General features: G+C 54.5%; 16 protein-coding genes. 12 read left to right on the top strand and 4 right to left on the bottom strand.

From position 1 onward, the window contains the following. The first annotated feature begins 147 nt into the window (after positions 1–147). Positions 148–900 (top strand): FNR family transcription factor, encoded by a 753-nt coding sequence (locus PanJK_RS06450; RefSeq protein ID WP_008106391.1) that lies wholly within the window; start codon positions 148–150, stop codon positions 898–900. Between the two features lie 118 nt (positions 901–1,018). Beyond that, positions 1,019–1,975: a universal stress protein UspE gene (uspE, locus tag PanJK_RS06445; protein ID WP_265298155.1), complete on the top strand. Its 957-nt coding sequence runs from the start codon at positions 1,019–1,021 to the stop codon at positions 1,973–1,975. A gap of 77 nt (positions 1,976–2,052) precedes the next feature. Here the strand turns inward: uspE and pntB are convergent, their stop codons facing one another. Together pntB and pntA are read right to left on the bottom strand one after the other, a co-directional pair. After that, complete coding sequence (gene pntB, locus PanJK_RS06440) at positions 2,053–3,441, bottom strand: Re/Si-specific NAD(P)(+) transhydrogenase subunit beta (protein ID WP_008106395.1); 1,389 nt, start codon at positions 3,439–3,441, stop codon at positions 2,053–2,055. A gap of 11 nt (positions 3,442–3,452) precedes the next feature. After that, the gene (gene pntA / locus PanJK_RS06435) at positions 3,453–4,982 is read right to left on the bottom strand and encodes a Re/Si-specific NAD(P)(+) transhydrogenase subunit alpha (RefSeq protein WP_265298152.1); all 1,530 of its coding nucleotides are present in this window, start codon (positions 4,980–4,982) and stop codon (positions 3,453–3,455) included. Between the two features lie 539 nt (positions 4,983–5,521). On the opposite strand from pntA, the gene ydgH reads away from it, so the two are divergent. Next, entirely contained in the window at positions 5,522–6,478 is a 957-nt protein-coding gene (gene ydgH / locus PanJK_RS06430) for a DUF1471 family protein YdgH (RefSeq protein ID WP_256696514.1), read from the top strand. A 224-nt stretch (positions 6,479–6,702) separates the two neighbouring features. Continuing rightward, the gene (locus tag PanJK_RS06425) at positions 6,703–8,094 is read left to right on the top strand and encodes an amino acid permease (protein ID WP_265298149.1); all 1,392 of its coding nucleotides are present in this window, start codon (positions 6,703–6,705) and stop codon (positions 8,092–8,094) included. Here PanJK_RS06425 and PanJK_RS06420 read toward each other — a convergent pair. Further along, entirely contained in the window at positions 8,091–8,504 is a 414-nt protein-coding gene (locus tag PanJK_RS06420) for a hypothetical protein (protein WP_008106403.1), read from the bottom strand. The genes PanJK_RS06425 and PanJK_RS06420 overlap by 4 nt on opposite strands. Before the next feature lie 176 nt (positions 8,505–8,680). On the opposite strand from PanJK_RS06420, the gene rstA reads away from it, so the two are divergent. The 5 genes from rstA (at position 8,681) to PanJK_RS06395 (ending at position 13,941) form a co-directional block, all read left to right on the top strand. Further along, on the top strand, positions 8,681–9,406 hold the full coding sequence (gene rstA, locus PanJK_RS06415) for a two-component system response regulator RstA (RefSeq protein WP_008106404.1): 726 nt from the start codon (positions 8,681–8,683) through the stop codon (positions 9,404–9,406). Further along, positions 9,403–10,713 (top strand): two-component system sensor histidine kinase RstB, encoded by a 1,311-nt coding sequence (gene rstB / locus PanJK_RS06410; protein ID WP_008106406.1) that lies wholly within the window; start codon positions 9,403–9,405, stop codon positions 10,711–10,713. Before rstA ends, rstB begins: the two co-directional genes overlap by 4 nt. A gap of 12 nt (positions 10,714–10,725) precedes the next feature. Further along, positions 10,726–12,213 (top strand): carboxypeptidase M32, encoded by a 1,488-nt coding sequence (locus tag PanJK_RS06405; protein WP_265298145.1) that lies wholly within the window; start codon positions 10,726–10,728, stop codon positions 12,211–12,213. Positions 12,214–12,383: 170 nt separating this feature from the next. Then, positions 12,384–12,857 (top strand): acid resistance repetitive basic protein Asr, encoded by a 474-nt coding sequence (gene asr / locus PanJK_RS06400; RefSeq protein WP_265298142.1) that lies wholly within the window; start codon positions 12,384–12,386, stop codon positions 12,855–12,857. A 277-nt stretch (positions 12,858–13,134) separates the two neighbouring features. Then, positions 13,135–13,941, top strand: coding sequence for a trypsin-like serine peptidase (locus PanJK_RS06395; RefSeq protein WP_154193524.1), 807 nt, complete (start codon positions 13,135–13,137; stop codon positions 13,939–13,941). A gap of 49 nt (positions 13,942–13,990) precedes the next feature. On the opposite strand, the gene hrpA is transcribed toward PanJK_RS06395, so the two are convergent. Further along, complete coding sequence (hrpA, locus tag PanJK_RS06390) at positions 13,991–17,887, bottom strand: ATP-dependent RNA helicase HrpA (protein ID WP_265298140.1); 3,897 nt, start codon at positions 17,885–17,887, stop codon at positions 13,991–13,993. A 230-nt stretch (positions 17,888–18,117) separates the two neighbouring features. Here hrpA and PanJK_RS06385 point away from each other — a divergent pair, with 230 nt between their 5' ends. From PanJK_RS06385 to PanJK_RS06375, 3 genes are all read left to right on the top strand, one after another. Continuing rightward, positions 18,118–18,717 carry an FMN-dependent NADH-azoreductase gene (locus PanJK_RS06385; protein ID WP_222182197.1) on the top strand — a complete coding sequence of 200 codons (600 nt, stop codon included), beginning with the start codon at positions 18,118–18,120 and terminating at the stop codon, positions 18,715–18,717. A 145-nt stretch (positions 18,718–18,862) separates the two neighbouring features. Then, on the top strand, positions 18,863–19,564 hold the full coding sequence (locus tag PanJK_RS06380) for a GNAT family N-acetyltransferase (RefSeq protein ID WP_414858938.1): 702 nt from the start codon (positions 18,863–18,865) through the stop codon (positions 19,562–19,564). A 47-nt stretch (positions 19,565–19,611) separates the two neighbouring features. Continuing rightward, positions 19,612–20,271 (top strand): NAD(P)-binding oxidoreductase, encoded by a 660-nt coding sequence (locus PanJK_RS06375; protein WP_265298131.1) that lies wholly within the window; start codon positions 19,612–19,614, stop codon positions 20,269–20,271. The last annotated feature ends 2 nt before the right edge of the window (positions 20,272–20,273 follow it).

Genomic DNA, 20,273 nt, shown 5'->3' with positions numbered 1-20,273 from the left:
AATAAATGCCCTTAGGTCAGACCAGCGCAAACCCTGTAATACCTGACATTTGTGGGGTTTTAAGGACATTTACTGCTCGGATGAGTTCCCTTCGCTTCGAAAAATGTTAAAATTGACCGCAGTCAATAATCATCGAGCGTAACTAATATGATCCAGGAAAAACGCAGCATTCGACGTATTCAGTCTGGCGGTTGTGCCATCCATTGTCAGGATTGCAGTATCAGCCAATTGTGTATTCCCTTCACGCTGAACGAGCACGAACTGGATCAGCTGGATAACATCATTGAGCGCAAAAAGCCGATTCAAAAAGGCCAGACGCTGTTCAAAGCCGGTGATGAACTGAAATCGCTCTACGCAATCCGCTCCGGCACCATCAAAAGCTACACCATCACTGAACAAGGCGACGAGCAAATTACTGGCTTCCATCTGGCAGGCGATTTGGTTGGTTTTGACGCCATTGTCGGTGCAAAACATCCAAGCTTTGCGCAAGCGCTGGAAACCGCAATGGTGTGCGAAATCCCGTTTGAAACCCTCGACGATCTCTCTGGTAAAATGCCAGCGCTACGTCAGCAGATGATGCGTTTGATGAGCGGTGAAATCAAAGGCGATCAGGATATGATTCTGCTGCTGTCGAAGAAAAATGCCGAAGAGCGTCTGGCGGCGTTTGTCTGGAATCTGTCGCGCCGTTTCGGCCAGCGCGGTTTCTCACAGCGTGAATTCCGTCTGACCATGACGCGCGGCGATATTGGTAACTATTTGGGACTAACCGTAGAAACCATCAGCCGTTTGCTGGGTCGCTTCCAGAAAAGTGGCATGCTGGCGGTTAAAGGCAAATATATCACCATCGAGAACCACGCTTTGCTGGCAGAATTAGCTGGCCAGACCGAACAAGCCGCGTGATTTTGTGCCGGGTTAATAAAAGTTATTTTATTGATCCGGCAACAACTTTTCCGCTTCTGCCCTGTCCAAACTTAGGCTATCTTTAATCCAACTTGCTTTGGTTTTAGGAGATCGGCCTATGTCCCGGTACCAAAATATTCTGGTGGCTATTGATGCCCAGCAGGACGATCAGCCCGCGCTGCGTCGTGCGGTTTATCTCAATCAACGTATCGGCGGAAAAATCAAAGCTTTCCTGCCTATTTACGACTTCTCATATGAAATGACCACGCTGCTGTCGCCCGATGAGCGCTCCAATATGCGCAAAGGGGTGATCAGCCAACGTACCGAATGGATTCGCCAACAGGCCCAGGCATATATTGAGGCTGGCGTTGAAATTGAAATCAAAGTGGTTTGGCATAACCGTCCGTATGAAGCCATCATTCAGGAAATTATGGCGAATCAGCATGATTTAGTGCTGAAAATGGCACACCAGCACGATCGCCTGGAAGCAGTAATCTTCACCCCGACGGATTGGCACCTGCTGCGTAAATGCCCTTGCCCAGTGTGGATGGTGAAAGATCAGGCGTGGCCTGAGGGCGGCAAAGCGGTGGTGGCGGTCAATCTCGCCAGCGAAGAGCCGCATCACGATGAGCTTAACCAGAAGTTGATTCGTGAAACTACGCTGCTGGCCGAGATGGTGAATCACACCGAAGTGCATTTGGTCGGCGCTTATCCCATCACGCCCATCAACATTGCTATCGAACTGCCGGACTTTGATCCTAGCGTCTACAACGACGCGATTCGCGGACAGCATTTAGTGGCGATGAAAGCGCTGCGACAAAAATTCTCAATCGGTGAAGAGTTCACCCATGTGGCGAAAGGTTTGCCTGAGGAAGTGATTCCAGATATCGCTTCGCATCTGGACGCTGGCATTGTGGTGCTCGGTACCATCGGCCGTACCGGTTTGTCAGCTGCGTTCCTGGGTAACACTGCGGAACAAGTGATCGATCATCTGCGCTGTGATTTGCTGGCGATCAAGCCAGATGATTTCAAATCGCCGATTGATTACGATGACGAAGAAGATGAAGACGATTGATTAAAAAAGGGCGGCTCGCAATGGCCGCCCTTTCACTATCTACTCAGGGCGGTGAGTCACATCACCGCCCTGCTTTTTTACAGCGCGCGCAGAATGCCTTCCACGCTCGCTTTCGCATCACCAAACAGCATCTGCGTATTGTCTTTAAAGAACAGCGGATTTTGGACGCCTGCATATCCGGTGCTCATCGAGCGTTTAAACACAATCACGTTCTGCGCTTTCCACACTTCCAGCACCGGCATGCCAGCGATTGGACTGCGCGGATCTTCCAGTGCGGCTGGGTTAACGGTGTCATTCGCGCCGATCACCAACACGGTATCGGTATCGCTGAAGTCATCGTTAATTTCGTCCATTTCCAGCACCACATCGTAAGGTACTTTCGCTTCCGCCAGCAGCACGTTCATGTGGCCCGGCAGACGACCGGCAACCGGGTGAATACCAAAGCGAACTTTAATACCGCGTGCGCGCAGCTTTTCGGTAATCTCAGCCACCGGATACTGCGCCTGCGCCACCGCCATGCCATAACCCGGCGTGATCACCACAGAAGATGAGGCTTTCAGCATTTCTGCTGTTTCTTCCGCCGTAATTTCACGGTGCTCGCCGACTTCATCGCTTTCGCCGCCCACGCTTACGTCGGTACCAAAACCACCGGCGATCACGCTGATAAAGGAGCGATTCATCGCTTTACACATGATGTAAGAGAGGATGGCACCGGAAGAACCGACCAGCGCGCCGGTAACAATCAGCAAGTCATTACTCAGCATGAAGCCCGCCGCCGCGGCGGCCCAACCGGAGTAAGAGTTCAGCATCGAAACCACAACCGGCATATCCGCACCGCCGATCGACGCCACCAGATGCCAGCCAAACACCAACGCAATGATGGTCATCAGCAGCAGCGCAAACACCTGCGCGCCAGTGCTATCGGTTTGCACGAACCACAGCATCAGCAGGAAGGAAACTACCAGCGCCGCAAGGTTCATCTTATGACGATGCGGCAGCATCAGCGCTGAAGAGGAGATCTTGCCGCGCAGTTTGCCAAATGCCACCAGTGAACCGGTGAAGGTCACCGCACCGATAAAGATGCCGAGGAACACTTCGGTCAGATGGATATTTTCCATCACCGGCGCGAGGCCTGGCGCGTGGTCGATGTAACTGTTGAAACCCACTAACACCGCCGCCAAACCGACAAAGCTGTGCAGAATGGCAACCAGCTCTGGCATTTCGGTCATTTCGACTTTCTTCGCCAGGCGCAAGCCAATCGCACCACCAATCACCATCGCCACCAAAATCCAGGCAACGTTACCGGTATTCGGGCCAAAAATGGTGGCCAGCAGCGCAATGGCCATGCCGCTCATGCCAAAAATATTACCCTGCTTAGAGGTCTCGTGTTTCGAGAGACCGGCAAGGCTGCAAATAAACAGAATCGCGGCAACAATATATGCTGCAGTAACTAATCCGCCAGACATGTTGCTACCCCTTAATTCTTACGAAACATTTTCAGCATGCGCTGGGTGACGGTGAAACCACCGAAGATATTGATGCTGGCGATCAGCACGGCGATAAACGACAGAATCGTTACCCAACCGCCGTGGCCCATTTGCAGCACCGCACCCACCACAATAATGCCGGAAATGGCGTTGGTGACGGCCATCAACGGCGTGTGCAATGCGTGACTCACGTTCCACACTACGTAATAGCCGACCACGCAAGAGAGCGCGAAGACGGTAAAGTGCGACAGGAAGTCCGCTGGCGCCACGTTGGCCAGGCAGGCAAACAGCACTACCGCCAACGCCAGTAGCAGATATTTGCGCCAAGGTGAAACCGGCTTGACTTCAGCCTTCGGCAGCGGCTGGGCTGCGGGTTGCGCTTTTGGCGCGGCGGAAACCTGAATCGGCGGCGCTGGCCATGTCACTTCGCCATCACGAATTACCGTCACGCCACGCACTACGACGTCTTCGAAATCAACGGTGATTTCGCCGTTTTTCTCTTTGCACAACAGTTTCAGCAAGTTGACGAGGTTGGTACCGTAAAGCTGTGAGGATTGCGTAGGCAAGCGGCTTGGCAAATCGGTGTAGCCGATAATCTTCACGCCGTTGGGGGTTAAGGTCACCTGATCGGCAACCGTCAATTCGCAGTTACCACCGGTCTGCGCGGCCAGATCGACGATCACGCTGCCCGGCTTCATGCTGGCAACCATCTCGGCAGTAATTAGCTTCGGTGCCGGACGGCCTGGAATCAGCGCGGTGGTGACAATAATGTCGACGTCTTTTGCCTGCGCGGCAAACAGCTCCATCTCCGCCTTAATAAAGGCTTCAGACATCACTTTGGCATAACCATCGCCACTGCCCGCTTCTTCTTCGAAGTCCAGCTCAAGGAACTCGGCGCCCATACTCTGCACCTGCTCTTTCACTTCCGGACGCGTATCGAAAGCACGCACAATGGCACCTAAACTGCCTGCCGCACCGATGGCTGCTAATCCCGCGACACCCGCACCAATCACCATCACTTTGGCTGGCGGTACTTTACCGGCAGCGGTGATTTGACCGGTGAAGAAGCGACCGAACTCGTGCGCGGCTTCAACGATGGCACGATAACCCGCGATATTCGCCATTGAGCTCAACGCATCCAGCGCCTGGGCACGAGAAATACGCGGCACCGAATCCATCGCCATCACGGTGACGCTGCGTGCTGCCAGTTTCTCCAGCAACGCTGGATTCTGTGCAGGCCAGATAAAGCTCACCAGCGTGCTACCGGCGCGCGTCAGTTCGATCTCTTGGTCGTCAGGCGCGTTCACTTTTAACACGATGTCAGACTGCCACACATCTTGGGTGTTGCTGATGATGGCGCCGACGGCGATAAAGCTTTCATCATCAAAGCTGGCGCGAAGTCCTGCGCTCTGTTCAACGGTGACGCTAAATCCCAGCTTGATCAGCTGCTCAACGGTCTTTGGCGTGGCGGCCACGCGCGACTCATTGGCTAACCGTTCTTTGGGTATCCCAATTAACATACTGTTTCCTTTCAACAATTAAAGGATGAGGTTCTGTGAGTGGCAAAAAGCTCAAAAGCCGAAACCGTGTTTCAGCTTTTTATGAGCAAAATGCACAATGTAACAAAGTCTTTATAACCTACTGAAAATATGAAGAGTGATCCACAGCGATAACGCCTGGTTATGACATTCACACAAATATTCAGACGCAAAGATTGAATGCCACGTTTTGCTACTGCATTTGATGTTTATTAAAAAATATTCTGCTGGGCAAAATCGTGTCATGTCGAATTAAGTATTATCAAAAACCTTTATTTAACAATGCGATAACTATTATGGCATTAAGTGTTACCAGAATAAGTGGTTATCTGTGCAAAAAAGAGCCGTAACCGAAGTCAATGACAGGTCGATGAATAAATGGCAGAGATTGTCAATGTTATGCGCTTAAATTGGCTGAGACAGGCCGATTATTACATGCAATAATCAGCGGCTAATCTGTTATACATCAAGAGTCCAGCACGTTTTCGTACTCATTTTGCGTAAGGCGAAGGATCATTTTTATGAAGCTGAAGAACACCATTCTGGCGTCAACCTTGTTATCACTGCTGGCGGCAAATGCGTTTGCTGCTAAAGAGTTAACGCCAGAGCAAGCGGCCGCGTTGAAACCATTCGAACGTATTAATATCAGCGGCCGTTTCAACGCGATTGGCGATGCAACTGATGCCATCTCTAAAGAGGCTGATGCGAAAGGCGCTGACTCTTTCTATGTACAGGGCATCAATGATACCAACGGCAACGGCGGTAACTGGCGCGTAACGGCGGACTTGTATAAAGCCAACGCACCAAAAGCAGATGACTCCACTAAATACCGCACCTTCTCCGGCGTGAAAGAGTTGCCGAAAGCAGAAGCGTATCGCCTTGAGCCGTACGATACCGTATCGGTGAATGGTTTCTTCTCAAGCCAGCCAGATGTTAATGAAGCGATTGCCAAGGCAGCCAAAAATAAAGGCGCGGCATCCTTCTTTATCGTGCGTCAGGTGGATGCCAACAACGGCGGCAACCAGTACGTCACCGCTTACATCTATAAAGCTGATGCACCAGAGCGCAAAGTTCAGAACACTTCTGATTCGATCCCAGCGGATTCTGAAGCCGGTAAAGCAGCACTGGCCGCTGGCGGCGCCGCCGCCACTAAAGTGGCGATTCCTGGCGTGGCCTCTTCCGATACGCCAAGCCGTAACGTTGGTCGTTTCTTCGAAACCCAGAGCTCAACTGGCCAACGTTACACGGTTAAAACCGCCGATGGCCGTAGCGTGCAGGAAGTGAATGCGATTACGGCTGCGCAGATGCAACCGTTTGATACCATCACCTTCTCCGATCACTTCGGTACTCCAACCGAAGTCTCTGAAGCGGTTGGCAAACGTGCCGTAGAAAAAGGCGCTAAGTACTATCACATCACGCGTCAATGGCAGAACCAGAGCGGCGGCAACCTGACCGTCACTGCCGATCTGTTCAAGTAATTCCGATTGAGGGCGGCGTCCGTCGCCCTTTCCAAAATCTCCTTCATACTGACTGCATAATCTGTGCGCAGATTTGCATAGTCTTGCATTGCCTTCCCCCTTTGCACTCCGTAAAATCTGCCGCCTGTTTTTAGGGGATTCCGTTTCAAAATTGGCTAACTGCCACGCGAGACTCCAGCGGAATCGTCACCACCCAGCATACTCTGCTGCTTAGGATGGGCGTTTTGGATAAAAAATTAGGTCTTAGTGCGCTCACCGCGTTGGTGCTCAGCTCAATGCTGGGCGCTGGCGTGTTCAGCCTGCCGCAAAACATGGCGGCGGTTGCCGGCCCGGCGGCGCTGCTGATCGGCTGGCTGATCACCGGCGTTGGCATCATCTTCCTGTCACTTGCCATGCTGTTACTGACGCGGCTTAAACCCGAGTTGGATGGCGGCATCTTTACCTATGCGCGCGCCGGCTTTGGTGAGCTGATGGGCTTCTGCTCGGCGTGGGGATATTGGCTTTGTGCGGTAATCGCCAACGTCTCTTATCTGGTGATTGTCTTCTCGGCGCTGAGCTTCTTTACCGACACGCCGGATCGCGTGGTGTTTGGCGATGGCAATACGTGGCAGGCGATGCTCGGCGCATCGGTGCTGCTGTGGCTGGTGCATTGCCTGGTGCTGCGCGGCGTGCAAACGGCGGCCAGCATTAATTTGCTGGCAACGCTGGGCAAGCTGGTGCCGCTGCTGCTGTTTGTGGTGCTGGCGCTGCTGGCGTTCAACTACGATCGCTTCCGCTTTGATTTCAGCGGTGTCGAACTCGGTCAGCCGCTGTGGCAGCAGGTGAAGCAAACCATGCTGATCACCTTGTGGGTGTTTATTGGTGTGGAAGGCGCGGTGGTGGTTTCTGCGCGTGCGCGAAATAAGCAAGATGTCGGACGCGCCACGCTGATGGCGGTGCTGGCCGCGCTGCTGGTCTATTTGCTGGTTACGCTGCTGTCGTTAGGCGTGATTCCGCGTGCCGAACTGGCGCAGATGCGCAATCCTTCCATGGCCGGTTTGATGAAGCATCTGCTGGGTCATTGGGGCGATGCGGTGATTGCGGTTGGGTTGATTATTTCGGTGTGCGGCGCCTATCTGAGCTGGACAATTATGGCCGCTGAAGTGCCGTTCCTCGCTGCGCAACAAGGTGCCTTCCCACGCAGCATTGCGCGCCAGAATCGCCACAACTCCCCTTCGGCCTCGTTGTGGCTGACCAACGGCAGCGTACAGGTTTGCCTGATCTTGATCGCCTTGACCGGCGCGGATTACAACACGCTGCTGACCATCGCTTCAGAAATGATTTTGGTGCCCTATCTGCTGGTCGGCCTGTATCTGATTAAGGTGGTGCGCGGGCAGAACAAACCCTGGGCGATGTTTACCGGCATCGGTGCCAGCGCGTATGGCGTTTGGCTGCTGTATGCGTCGGGTCCCTTGCATCTGCTGCTTTCAGTGGTGCTTTATGCGCCTGGATTGCTGCTGTTCCTGTACGCACGACGCGGCGGCCGTGGCGACAAGATGTTGTCACAGCTGGAGCGCATCGCGATTGTGTTGTTGATTGCGGCGTCACTGCCAGCCTTGTGGCAGCTAACGAATTAGTGCGGCTGAACGGGAATGGAAACGCACAGCAGGTCATCCTGCTGTGTCAGATTGAGCGGCTTACGGTATTCCTGATGAATAGCGTCAAGCTGCTCGGCTGACAGCGGATACGGCAGCTGAATATCAAAGCGGCTGATGTGCTGTTGCTCGGCCAACGTGATGAGGCGCGCGATATTAATCTCGTCGCTCACCTGGGTTGAAATGATTTGTAATGCTAATTCTTTCAGATGATCGTCGCTGGCCTGAAGGTTATGCGCCGATTTACGCGTCACCATGCCAAAAATAGGCATCACGCCATAAATGGCATCGACAAAACTCCAGCGTTTTTTGCAGGAAGCGGAGAGAAAATCACTGTAATTGAAGCAGATGCGATCACTGTATCCGGCTGAAGCCAGCTCTTTATCAGACACTCTCGCACTCCTCCTGTTTTTCGTTACGGTTCCGAACCTTGCGCTACAACGCGCCGCTAATGATGGCACATTTCACGGTATACATACCAGTAACGCAGGGATATTTCGTGCGGTAACGTAGAGCTCAGGACCAGGAAAAGCTATGCTGCTGGCATTCTCATCCGTCACAGTGAATTATGAACAAAATCGTCTATGTGGAAGATGAGCCAGAAGTAGGCGAATTGATCGCCGCTTACCTTGGCCGCCACGATATTGAAGTTATTGTTGAAACGCGCGGTGACCGCGCCGAAGCCACCATCGCCCTGCACGACCCCGATTTAGTGATGCTGGATATCATGTTACCCGGCAAGGATGGCATGACATTGTGCCGCGATCTGCGTGCCAGCTGGCAAGGTCCGATTGTCTTGCTCACCTCGCTCGACAGCGATATGAACCATATTCTGTCGCTGGAAATGGGCGCTAACGATTACATCCTCAAAACCACGCCGCCAGCGGTGTTGCTGGCGCGCCTGCGTTTGCATCTGCGTCAGGCGCATGTTGGGCAGCCGGAAGTGACGCCCGCTATTCAAAGCTCGCAGCGCGTACTGCGATTCGGTTCACTGACCATCGATTCGCTCAATCGTCAGGTGACGCTGTTTGAGGAGAATATTGTACTGTCCACCGCCGATTTCGATCTGCTGTGGGAGCTGGCGAATCATGCCGGGCAAATCCTTAATCGCGATGCGCTGCTGAAAACCCTGCGCGGCGTCACCTACGATGGCATGGACCGCAGCATTGATGTGGCGATTTCTCGGCTGCGTAAAAAATTGTACGACAGCGCTACCGAGCCGTTTCGCATCAAAACCATCCGCAACAAAGGCTATCTGTTCGCGCCGCAGGCCTGGGATACCCGTTCCGCATGAGAAAGCTCTTTATTCAGTTCTATTTGCTGCTGTTCGTCTGTTTTCTGGTGATGACATTGCTGGTTGGGTTGGTGTACAAATTCACCGCCGAACGCGCCGGACGCCAGTCAATGAACGATTTGATGGCCAGTTCGCTGTTTTTGATGCGCAGCGAACTGCGCGAGATCCCCCCGCGCGACTGGAGCAAAACCATTCGCAGCCTCGATCTCGATCTGTCGTTTGATCTGAATATTGAGCCGATGAGCAAATATCAGCTGGGTGATGCCGACATGAAGCGCCTGCGCGCTGGCGAAATCGTGGCCATTGACGATCAGTACACCTTCTTACAGCACATTCCGCGCAGCCATTACGTGCTTTCCGTCGGCCCAATCCCTTACCTTTTCTATCTGCACCAGATGCGCATTTTGGATATCGCGCTGCTGGCGTTTATTGGTATGTCGCTGGCGCTGCCGGTATTTATCTGGCTGCGTCCACACTGGCAAGAGATGCAGCGGCTGGAGAAAGCCGCCGAACGTTTTGGTCGCGGCGAACTCGACGTGCGCACTCATTTTGAAAGCACCTCCAGCCTGCACAGTCTTGGCGTGGCGTTTAATCAGATGGCGGAGAACATCAACACGCTGGTTGCCAGTAAGAAACAGCTGATTGACGGCATCGCGCACGAGTTGCGCACGCCGCTGGTGCGGCTGCGTTACCGGCTGGAGATGAGCGATAACCTCACCGATGCGGAATCCGCCGCGCTAAACCGCGATGTGGGTCAGCTGGAGAGTTTGATTGAGGAGTTGCTGACGTATGCGCGCCTCGATCGCCCACGCGTTGATCTCCATCTGCAATCCTTCGATCTGGCGCAATGGCTGCGTGTGCATATCGAAGATGTGCAAACCATGAATCCGCAGACGCAGATTGCGCTGGATATCCCGCAGCTGGAGAACGTTGGCAGCGCCGATACACGCCTGATGGAGCGCGTGCTGGATAATTTGGTGAATAACGCCCTGCGCTATGCGCAACAGCGTTTGCGCGTCAGCTTATGGTTTGATGGCGCGCTGGGCTGTTTGCAGGTGGAAGACGACGGTCCGGGCATTCCGCAGGAAGAGCGCGCACGCGTGTTTGAACCTTTTGTCCGCCTCGATCCGAGCCGCGATCGCGCCACCGGCGGCTGTGGTTTGGGTCTGGCGATCGTGCACTCTATTGCGCTGGCGATGCAGGGAAATGTCTCGATTGAGAGCAGCCCGCTCGGCGGCGCCAGCGTTCGCTTTTGCTGGCCGGTTGATCTACCCTTGCGGGACATTGCGCCACGCTTACCGTCATAAGGAGCTTTTTACGTGACTTCAGCTTATCAAGAACTTAGCCGCACTTTTCAGCGTCTCTCCCGCTTTGGTCATTTAGGTGCCATTGCTGGTGTCGATATGCAAACCACCATGCCGCCGGGCGGCAGCCAGTCACGCGGTGAAGCGATGGCCGAACTGAGCGTGTTCATGCACGAAGTGCTTACCGATAAACGCCTCAGCGGGCTGTTTGATGCCGCGCAGCAGGAATCTCTGAATGATGTCGAGCAGGTTAACCTGAGCGAGATGCAGCGCGCCTGGCAACAAGCCACGTTGTTGCCAGCGTCACTGGTGGAAGCCAAGTCGCTGGCCGGTTCGCGCTGTGAGCACGCCTGGCGTCAGCAGCGTCCGGCAAATGACTGGCAAGGTTTCTCCGCCAATCTGAAAGAAGTGGTGAAGCTGAGCCGTGAAGAGGCGCAGCTGCGTGCCGATGCGCTCGGCGTTTCGCGTTACGATGCGTTGCTGGATGTATTCGAACCCGGCATGACCAGCGCCCAATTGGACCAAACCTTTGGCGATTTGAAAAGCTGGCTGCCCGATCTGTTGCAAAAAGCCGTGGCGAAGCAGCAGCAAACGCCGATCGCGCAGCCGGTGGGTCCGTTTGCTATCGAATCACAGAAGCAGCTCGGCCTGAGCGTGATGAAAACGCTGGGCTTCGATTTCAATCACGGCCGGTTAGATGTGAGTGCGCATCCATTCTGCGGCGGCGTGCCGGAAGATGTGCGCATTACCACGCGTTACAACGAGAACGACTTCCTCAGCGCCATGATGGGCGTGATTCATGAAACCGGCCATGCGCGTTACGAGCAGAATTTGCCAAAACAGTGGCGCGGTCAGCCGGTGGCGCAGGCGCGTTCTACCGCGATTCATGAATCTCAAAGCCTATTTATGGAGATGCAGCTGGGGCGCAGTAAAGCCTTCCTGCAGCATATCCATCCACAGGTGGTGGCCCTGATGGGCGATCAGCCTGCGCTGGCGTTAAACAACTTCATCCGTCAGACACAGCGCGTGAAGCCGGGCTTTATTCGCGTCGACGCCGATGAGTTGAGCTATCCGGCGCACGTGATCTTACGTTACGAGATCGAGCGCGCGCTGATTGAGGGCGAGATTGAAGTGGATGATATCCCTGCGTTGTGGGACGAGAAGATGCAGCAATCGTTGGGCATTGATACACGCGGTAATTACCGCGACGGCTGCATGCAGGATATTCACTGGACCGACGGCGCGTTTGGCTATTTCCCAACCTACACCTTGGGCGCGATGTACGCGGCCCAGCTGTTCCAGGCGGTTAAGCGTGCGATTCCACAGATCGAAACGCTGATCCAACAAGGTGATTTGCAGCCGGTGTTTGACTGGTTACAGCAGAACATCTGGCAGCACGGCAGCCGTTTCCCGACGCAGCAACTGCTGATCAATGCCACCGGCGAAGCGCTGAATCCGCACTATTTCCGTCAGCACCTTGAACAACGTTATCTGTCTGAGTAAACTGCGCGGCGGCCCATGCGGCCGCCCTTTTCACTTCCTTTATGCCGCTTTGTACAATCCGTTACACGCCGATACCAATGCCTCACGGAAAGCCTGAATTGTTTTTCATATAGTGTTTTCACCGGCCCCGCAGTGGGCTACACATGAAAAAATAGTTCGAGGATTTTGCAATGAAAAAATTATTTGCACTGGTGATCGCCGCTGCTATGGGTATGTCTTCTGTTGCTTTCGCTGCTGAAACAACTGCTGCTCCAGCCGCTGCTGCAACCACAACTGCTGCGCCAGTTAAACACAAAATGGCTCACCACAAAAAACCAGCTGCTCAAAAAGCGCAGGCTGCTAAGAAACACAAGAAAGTAGAGAAGAAAGCGCCAGCTGCACAGAAAGCTCAGGCCGCTAAAAAGCATCACAAAAAAGCAACCAAGCCAGCTGCACAGAAAGCCCAGGCTGCTAAAAAGCACCACAAAGCAACCAAGCCATCTGCACAGAAAGCCCAGGCTGCTAAAAAGCACCACAAAGCAACCAAGCCAGCTGCACAGAAAGCTCAGGCTGCTAAAAAGCACCACAAAAAAGTAACCAAACCCGCTGCGCAGAAAGCTCAGGCAGCTAAAAAGCATCACAAAGTGAAAAAAGCAGCTAAATAAGATTCGCTTAGCGCCAACACCGTATTGATGATTGAAAACACCCGGTTATGCCGGGTGTTTATTTACTGGAGTAGCGAAAAATGGTGCGTCGCTATCGCTTCGAAATTATTCTGATTGTGATGATCCTCTGTGGCATAGTTGCAGCCAGCTTTTTTATCTAGTCGTTGTAGCGTGCTGATTACTCCAATATTTCTCCCTTTTTCACCGCTCACCGACTATAGTTATCGCTCAAGCGTGATGACAACAACTTCTACTTATTCTCGCCATTGAGAGAACTATGCGCCTGGCTATCCTGTTACTTGTTGGTCTTTTCAGTTTTAACCACACAGCACATGCCGATGATGAAGATGGGCCTAGCCCGGAAGACATCAAAACGTTGTTCTTTGGCAAAGATCATCGCCAGGCGATTAGCGACGTGAGCGCCGCGCCCTGGGATGCCATCGGTCAGTTAGAGACCGAAAGCGGTAACCTCTGCACTGCCACCCTGATTTCTGCTCATCTGGCGTTGACCGCCGGACACTGTTTATTGGCTCCGCCCGGCAAGTTTGATAAGCCAGTGGCGCTGCGTTTTATGGCCAGCGCTAAAGGCTGGCGTTACGAGATTCATGATATTGATGCGCGCGTTGAACCCTCTTTAGCGCGCCGGTTGCAGGCGGACGGCGAAGGCTGGATCGTGCCGCCGGGCGCCGCGCCCTACGATTATGGGCTGGTTATCTTGCATAATCCGCCGTCCGGTATTGTGCCGATTCCGTTGTTTGAGGGTTCGCGTGGCGATTTAACCGCCGCCTTGAAAACCACCCAACGCAAAGTGACGCAAGCCGGATATCCGGCCGATCATCTGGATACGCTCTATTCGCACAGCGATTGTTTAGTGACCGGTTGGGCGCAGCGCGCAGTGCTGTCGCACCAGTGCGATACCTTGCCAGGCGACAGCGGTTCGCCGCTGCTGTTGAAGAACGGTGATGAGTGGCAATTGATTGCGGTACAGAGTTCGGCGCCCGCGCCGGCCGATCGTTATCGTGCCGATAACCGCGCGATTGCGGTGCCGTCCTTTAAAGATAAGCTGGAAGAGTTAGCGCAATAATCACGTAAGGTCGCCATTCATGGCGACCTCCATCACATCACTCTCTTGATTAACTCAACTGCTCCATCGCCTGCAGAATACGCTTATCCGAAATCGGATAAGGCGTGCCCAACTGCTGCGCGAAATAGCTAATCCGCAACTCCTCCAGCATCCAGCGAATCGCCTGTACTTCGGCATCATCCTGACGCTGCGGCGGCAATTTATTCCGCCACGTCTGCCAGGCCTGCTCCACCGCTTGCACTTTCAGCATGCGCGCACGATCGCTGTGTGGATCCACCGGCAGCTTCTCGAGGCGGCGTTCAATACCTTGCAGATAGCGCAGCGTATCACCGAGACGCGACCAGCCGTTGCCGGTGACGAAGCCGCGATACACCAGGCCATTCAGCTGCGCTTTGATATCGCCTAACGCCAACGCCAGCGACATATCCACGCGACCCTTAAGGAACTTGTTGATATTGAACACGCAGGTCAGAATCTGTTCGACCTGTTTGGCGATGGTGACCACGGTTTCATTCAAATCAGCACGCACTTTGTCGCGCAGCTGTTCGAAGTTCTCCTGTTGCCATGCCGGACCGCCGGCATCCGCCATCAGCTTATCCACGCCGCAGGCGATGCAGTCATCGATCAGTTCCAGCACTTTGCCGTACGGATTGAAGTACAAACCGAGTTTGGCTTTGTTTGGCAGCTTCTCGTGCAGATACTTGGTCGGCGACGGAATGTTGAGCAGCAGCAGGCGGCGCTGGCCGCGCCACATCATTTTCTGCTGTTCCACTTCGTTATCGAACAGCCGAATCGCTACGCTGTCCTTTTCATCCACCAGCGCCGGCCAGGCTTTGACCTGATAGCTGCCGCGCTTCTGCTCGTAGCTTTGCGGCAAATCGCCAAAGCTCCAGATGTGCAAACCGCTCTGCTCGAGGCCATCGTCCGCCACTTTCGACAGCGTTTCCTGCACTTTGCCTTTCAGCAGCAACCGCAGCTGATGCAGATTTTTGCCTTCCTGCAGCTTACGGTTGTGTTCGTCTACCACACGGAAAGTCATTTTCAGGTGATCGGGCACCTGATCCCACTGCCAGGCTTCACGGTCAATGGTGACGCCGGTCATGCGGCGGAATTCGCGTTCCAGCGCATCCAGCAACGGCAGTTCCATTGCGGTAAGGCGTCCGAGAAACGCTTCGGCGTAGTTCGGCGCGGGCACCAGATTGCGGCGCACCGGCTTGGGCAGTGATTTGATCAGTGCGATAACCAGTTCGCGACGCACGCCAGGAATTTGCCACTCGAAACCGGTCTCTTCGATTTGATTCAGCAGCGGCAACGGAATATGCACCGTTACGCCATCGGCATCCGCGCCCGGTTCAAACTGATAGCTCAGCTTGAGTTTCAGGTTACCCTGATGCCAGAAGTTGGGGTAATCGAGCTGGCTGACTTTGTCCGCGCCATCTTTGATCAGCATCTGCTTATCAAAACTCAGCAGATCCGGATTCTCTTTACTGGCCTGCTTCCACCACGCATCGAAATGGCGCGCTGAGACCACATCGCTGCCGATGCGGCGATCGTAGAAAGCGAACAGTGTTTCGTCATCGACCAGAATGTCGCGACGACGCGATTTGTGTTCCAGATCTTCAATTTCGTTACGCAGTTTCAGGTTGTTGCGGAAGAACGCGTGACGCGTCTGCCAATCGCCCTCCACCAGCGCATGACGGATAAACAGCTCGCGGCTCAGCTGAGGATCGATGCGGCTGTAATTGACCTTACGCGCCTGCACAATCGCCAGGCCGTACAGCGTCACTTTTTCCGTCGCCATCACCGCGCCCTGCGCTTTTTCCCAGTGCGGTTCGCTGTAGCTGCGTTTAATCAGATGCTGCGCCAGCGGTTCGATCCATTCCGGATCGATGCGCGCGGCAACGCGGCCCCACAAACGGCTGGTTTCCACTAGCTCCGCCACCATGGTCCACTTCGGCGGCTTCTTAAACAGGCCGGAACCGGGGAAGATGGAGAAGCGCGCGTTGCGAGCGCCGGTAAATTCCTGCTTGTCGTTATCTTTCTGGCCAATGTGCGACAGCAAGCCGGTAAGCAAAGCGCAGTGCACTTCACGATACGGCGCAGGTTCGCTGTTGACCGGCATACCTTGTTCCCGCACCACCTGACGTAACTGGGTGTAGATATCCTGCCATTCACGCACGCGCAGATAGTTAAGAAATTCGGTTTTACACAAGCGGCGGAAGTGATTGCTGGAGAGCGCTTTTTGCTGCTCCTGCAGGTAATTCCACAGATTCACGAAGGCGAGAAAATCGGACTCTTTATCCTCAAAACGACGATGTTTTTCGTCAGATGCCTGCTTTTTATCAGCGGGACGCTCGCGTGGATCCTGAATCGATAGCGCAGCAGTGATGATCATCGCTTCGCGCACGCAGCCAAATTTTTGCGCTTCCAGCACCATGCGCGCCATACGCGGATCGACCGGCAGCTGGGCGAGCTGGCGACCCGAAGGCGTCAGCTTGTAGGTTTCATCTTCACTCAGCGTGATGGCACCAAGCTCTTCCAGCAGGCGCACGCCATCCTGAATATTGCGCTTGTCCGGCGCTTCGACAAACGGGAAGGCAGCAATATCGCCTAGCCCCAGCGCGGTCATCTGCAGAATCACCGAGGCAAGGTTTGTACGCAGAATTTCGGGATCGGTAAATTCCGGGCGGCTGAGGAAATCGTCCTCGGAATAGAGGCGAATACAGATACCTTCCGAAACGCGCCCGCAGCGCCCTTTACGTTGATTGGCGGACGCCTGCGAAATCGGCTCAATCGGCAGGCGCTGCACTTTGGTGCGGAAGCTGTAGCGGCTGATACGCGCGGTGCCGGGATCGATAACGTATTTGATGCCAGGCACGGTCAGCGAGGTTTCTGCTACGTTGGTTGCCAGCACGATGCGGCGTCCGCTGTGCGACTGGAACACGCGGTTTTGCTCGGCGTTCGACAGGCGCGCATACAGCGGCAGAATCTCGGTGTGCGCAATATCACGCTTCATCAGCGCATCGGCGGTATCGCGGATTTCGCGCTCGCCGCTCATAAAGATTAGAATGTCGCCGCGACTCTCTTGTCCCAGCTCATCGACCGCATCAAAAATCGCCTGCAGCTGATCGCGATCGGTATCGTCAGCGTCTTCCACCATCGGGCGATAACGCACTTCCACCGGATAAGTACGGCCCGAAACTTCAATCACCGGCGCATTGTGGAAATGGCGTGAGAAGCGCTGCGGATCGATGGTGGCTGACGTAATGATGACTTTTAAGTCGGGACGACGTGGCAACAGTTCGCGCAGATAACCAAGCAGGAAATCGATATTCAGGCTGCGTTCGTGCGCTTCATCAATAATGATGGTGTCGTACTGCAGCAACAGGCGATCCTGCTGGATTTCCGCCAGCAGGATACCGTCGGTCATCAGCTTAACCTGGGTGGTTTCGCTCACCTGATCGTTGAAGCGCACCTTGTAACCGATGGTGCCGCCAAGCGAGGTTTCCAGCTCATCGGCAATGCGGTTCGCCACGGTGCGCGCCGCCAGACGACGCGGCTGCGTGTGACCAATCAGCCCTTTTACCCCGCGGCCCAGCGCCAGACAGATTTTTGGCAGCTGTGTGGTTTTACCCGATCCGGTTTCCCCCGCGACGATCACCACCTGATGCTGACTGATCGCATCGGCAATGTCCTGCTGCTTCTGACTGACCGGCAGGTTGTCCGGGAAAGTGATGCGTGGTGTCGCCGCCGTGCGCTGCGCAAGGCGCTGCTCCGCCGCGACAAATTCCGGCTCCAGTTCAGCCATAATGCCCTGCTGCGCCGCAGGATTTTTCACCTTGGCAGCGCCCAGCAATCGACGCCGCAGACGTTGACTGTCGCGCAGCGTCAGATTATCGAGCCGCGGCCAAAGGGAGGCTAAAGGTGAAGAGTCGGATGATGACATAGCGATGCGTACCTGTTGTTGCAGCGGGCAGAGGGTTTCCCGGCGGATTCAAGCAATTAATGGTCGGCATCATAGCACATTTTGGAACACCTGCCTGAACGGGACGTGCGAGGTTATTCAATTATTTCGAACATAGATCTCGAAATATTGCGCTTTTACCTCGCGGGCTAACTCCGTACAGTGTAAAGCATTGAGCGGTAAGCCAACCGCGTAACGCACAGGAAAATACCATGAGCAAAGTTTTAGTTCTGAAATCAAGCATCCTCGCTGGTTACTCTCAGTCAAATCAACTGGCTGACTTCTACGCTGACGAAGCACGCGCTAAAGGTGACTCGGTTACCGTGCGTGATTTAGCCGCGCAGCCGATTCCGGTGCTGGATGGTGAGCTGGTTGGCGCACTGCGTCCATCTGACGCACCGCTCTCTCCGCGCCAGCAGGAAGCGCTGTCTCTCTCCGATGAGCTGATTGCTGAACTGCAAGCCCATGACACCGTGGTTATCGCCGCGCCAATGTACAACTTCAACATCCCAACTCAGTTGAAAAACTACTTCGACCTGATTGCCCGCGCTGGCGTGACTTTCCGTTACACCGAAGCAGGCCCGGAAGGTCTGGTAACCGGCAAACGTGCGGTGATTCTCTCCAGCCGTGGCGGCATCCACAAAGATACGGCCAGCGATCTGCTGACGCCATACGTGAAACTGTTCCTCGGCTTCATCGGTATCACTGACGTGGACTTTGTGTTCGCCGAAGGCATCGCTTATGGTCCAGAAGTGGCGACCAAAGCGGCTAACGATGCAAAAGACGCCATCAAGCAAATTGTTGCTGCGTAATCATTTTTCACTATGATGCATGCCCGTCAGGCTTATCTGACGGGCATTTTTTTGCTGTTGTTTTCCAAGCGCTCCCAGCTCCATACTGCACTTCTTTGCCAGCCCCTGAATGGTCGATTTCAGCCCAGTAAAAGGAGATGAAGTGATACACCACAATCAATACGGTCAACCCATCGGTTTTGCGTTACCGGACTGGCAGCCCGCCACCTTCCCGCCCGCCGTCATTCTCACTGGTCGTTTTTGCCATCTCACACCGCTTCAACTCAGCCACGCCCCCGCCCTGTTTGCCGCCTTTTCACTGGCAGCCGACGATCGCGACTGGACCTGGCTCGGCGCATCGCAGCCGCAATCGTTAGCAGAAATGACCGACTGGGTCGCCAACAAAATCGGCGACAGTGGATTAATCAGTTATGCGGTGATCGATCAGGTTAAGCAGCAAGCGGTTGGCGCGGTCTGTTTCGCCAATATCGAGGTGCAGAACGGCGCGATTGAGATTGGTCATGTCACCTGGTCGCCACTGATGCAGCGCAACGTGTTGGGCAGTGAAGCGTTATTTTTGTTGTTGCAGCAGGCCTTCGCGCTCGGTTATCGCCGCGTGGCGTGGCGTTGTGATTCCCTGAATCTGGCTTCACGACGCGCAGCAGAGCGTATCGGCTTTACCTTTGAAGGCCGTTTTCGTCAGGCGATGACGCGCAAACAGCGCAATCGCGATACCGATTGGTTATCGATCATTGATAGCGAATGGCCAGCGATTCAGCAGGCGTTACGCCAATGGCTGGCGGCGGAGAATATGGATCAGCACGGGCGCGAAAGGCAAAAGCTGCGCAGCTTTTTCCCGGCGGATTGACGTTGTCTATACTGACTAGCTTTTATCAACAAATTGCAGAGGTACTCATGTCCAACGTATTTATTATCGGCGGCGCAGGCAACATTGGCCGTCGTCTGGCATCACTGCTGGCCGCAAACGGGCACGTCGCGCGCCCACTGTTTCGCAAAGCGGAACAGGAGCAGCCTTTGCGTGAACTGGGTGCTGAGCCGGTTAATGGCGATTTAGCCGCGCTCGACGCTAAATCCCTCTCCGCGTTGATGACGGGCAGCGATGTGGTGGTGTTTACCGCTGGTGCCGGTGGCAAAGGCGGTGAAGAGATGACGAACGCCATTGATGGCAAAGGATTAACCACCGCCGTTGCTGCCGCGCAACAGGCTGGCATTTCACGCTTCTTGCTGGTCTCGGCGTTTCCCGAAGCGGGCAGAAATAAAAACCTCTCCGCCACCTTTGAAAACTACATGCGCGTGAAGAAAGCAGCCGATGTGGAGCTGGCGCAAAGCGATCTGGATTGGGTGATTTTACGCCCCGGCACGCTGACGGATGAGAAAGGCCATGGCAAGGTGCGTGCTGGTTTGGCCATCCCGTATGGCGATATTCCTCGCGATGACGTGGCAGCGACGCTGGCTGAACTCATCGCACAACCGGCTGTCAGCCGCGTGATCATTGAGTTGACCAGCGGAGAAATGCCGGTGCACGACGCGATTAAACCATTGGCATCACGCTAGCG

This window comes from Pantoea sp. JK (assembly GCF_026130245.1).
GTDB lineage: Bacteria > Pseudomonadota > Gammaproteobacteria > Enterobacterales > Enterobacteriaceae > Pantoea > Pantoea trifolii.
Note: the sequence above shows the minus strand (reverse complement) of the source record. Positions and strands in the feature narration are given on the sequence as shown.

Excerpts from the sequence above, each read along its gene's own strand:
- PanJK_RS06450 (WP_008106391.1), top strand. The coding sequence starts at position 148 with ATGATCCAGGAAAAACGCAGCATTCGACGTATTCAGTCTGGCGGTTGT.
- uspE (WP_265298155.1), top strand. The coding sequence starts at position 1,019 with ATGTCCCGGTACCAAAATATTCTGGTGGCTATTGATGCCCAGCAGGAC.
- pntB (WP_008106395.1), bottom strand. The coding sequence starts at position 3,441 with ATGTCTGGCGGATTAGTTACTGCAGCATATATTGTTGCCGCGATTCTG.
- pntA (WP_265298152.1), bottom strand. The coding sequence starts at position 4,982 with ATGTTAATTGGGATACCCAAAGAACGGTTAGCCAATGAGTCGCGCGTG.
- ydgH (WP_256696514.1), top strand. The coding sequence starts at position 5,522 with ATGAAGCTGAAGAACACCATTCTGGCGTCAACCTTGTTATCACTGCTG.
- rstA (WP_008106404.1), top strand. The coding sequence starts at position 8,681 with ATGAACAAAATCGTCTATGTGGAAGATGAGCCAGAAGTAGGCGAATTG.
- rstB (WP_008106406.1), top strand. The coding sequence starts at position 9,403 with ATGAGAAAGCTCTTTATTCAGTTCTATTTGCTGCTGTTCGTCTGTTTT.
- asr (WP_265298142.1), top strand. The coding sequence starts at position 12,384 with ATGAAAAAATTATTTGCACTGGTGATCGCCGCTGCTATGGGTATGTCT.
- PanJK_RS06395 (WP_154193524.1), top strand. The coding sequence starts at position 13,135 with ATGCGCCTGGCTATCCTGTTACTTGTTGGTCTTTTCAGTTTTAACCAC.
- hrpA (WP_265298140.1), bottom strand. The coding sequence starts at position 17,887 with ATGTCATCATCCGACTCTTCACCTTTAGCCTCCCTTTGGCCGCGGCTC.
- PanJK_RS06385 (WP_222182197.1), top strand. The coding sequence starts at position 18,118 with ATGAGCAAAGTTTTAGTTCTGAAATCAAGCATCCTCGCTGGTTACTCT.
- PanJK_RS06375 (WP_265298131.1), top strand. The coding sequence starts at position 19,612 with ATGTCCAACGTATTTATTATCGGCGGCGCAGGCAACATTGGCCGTCGT.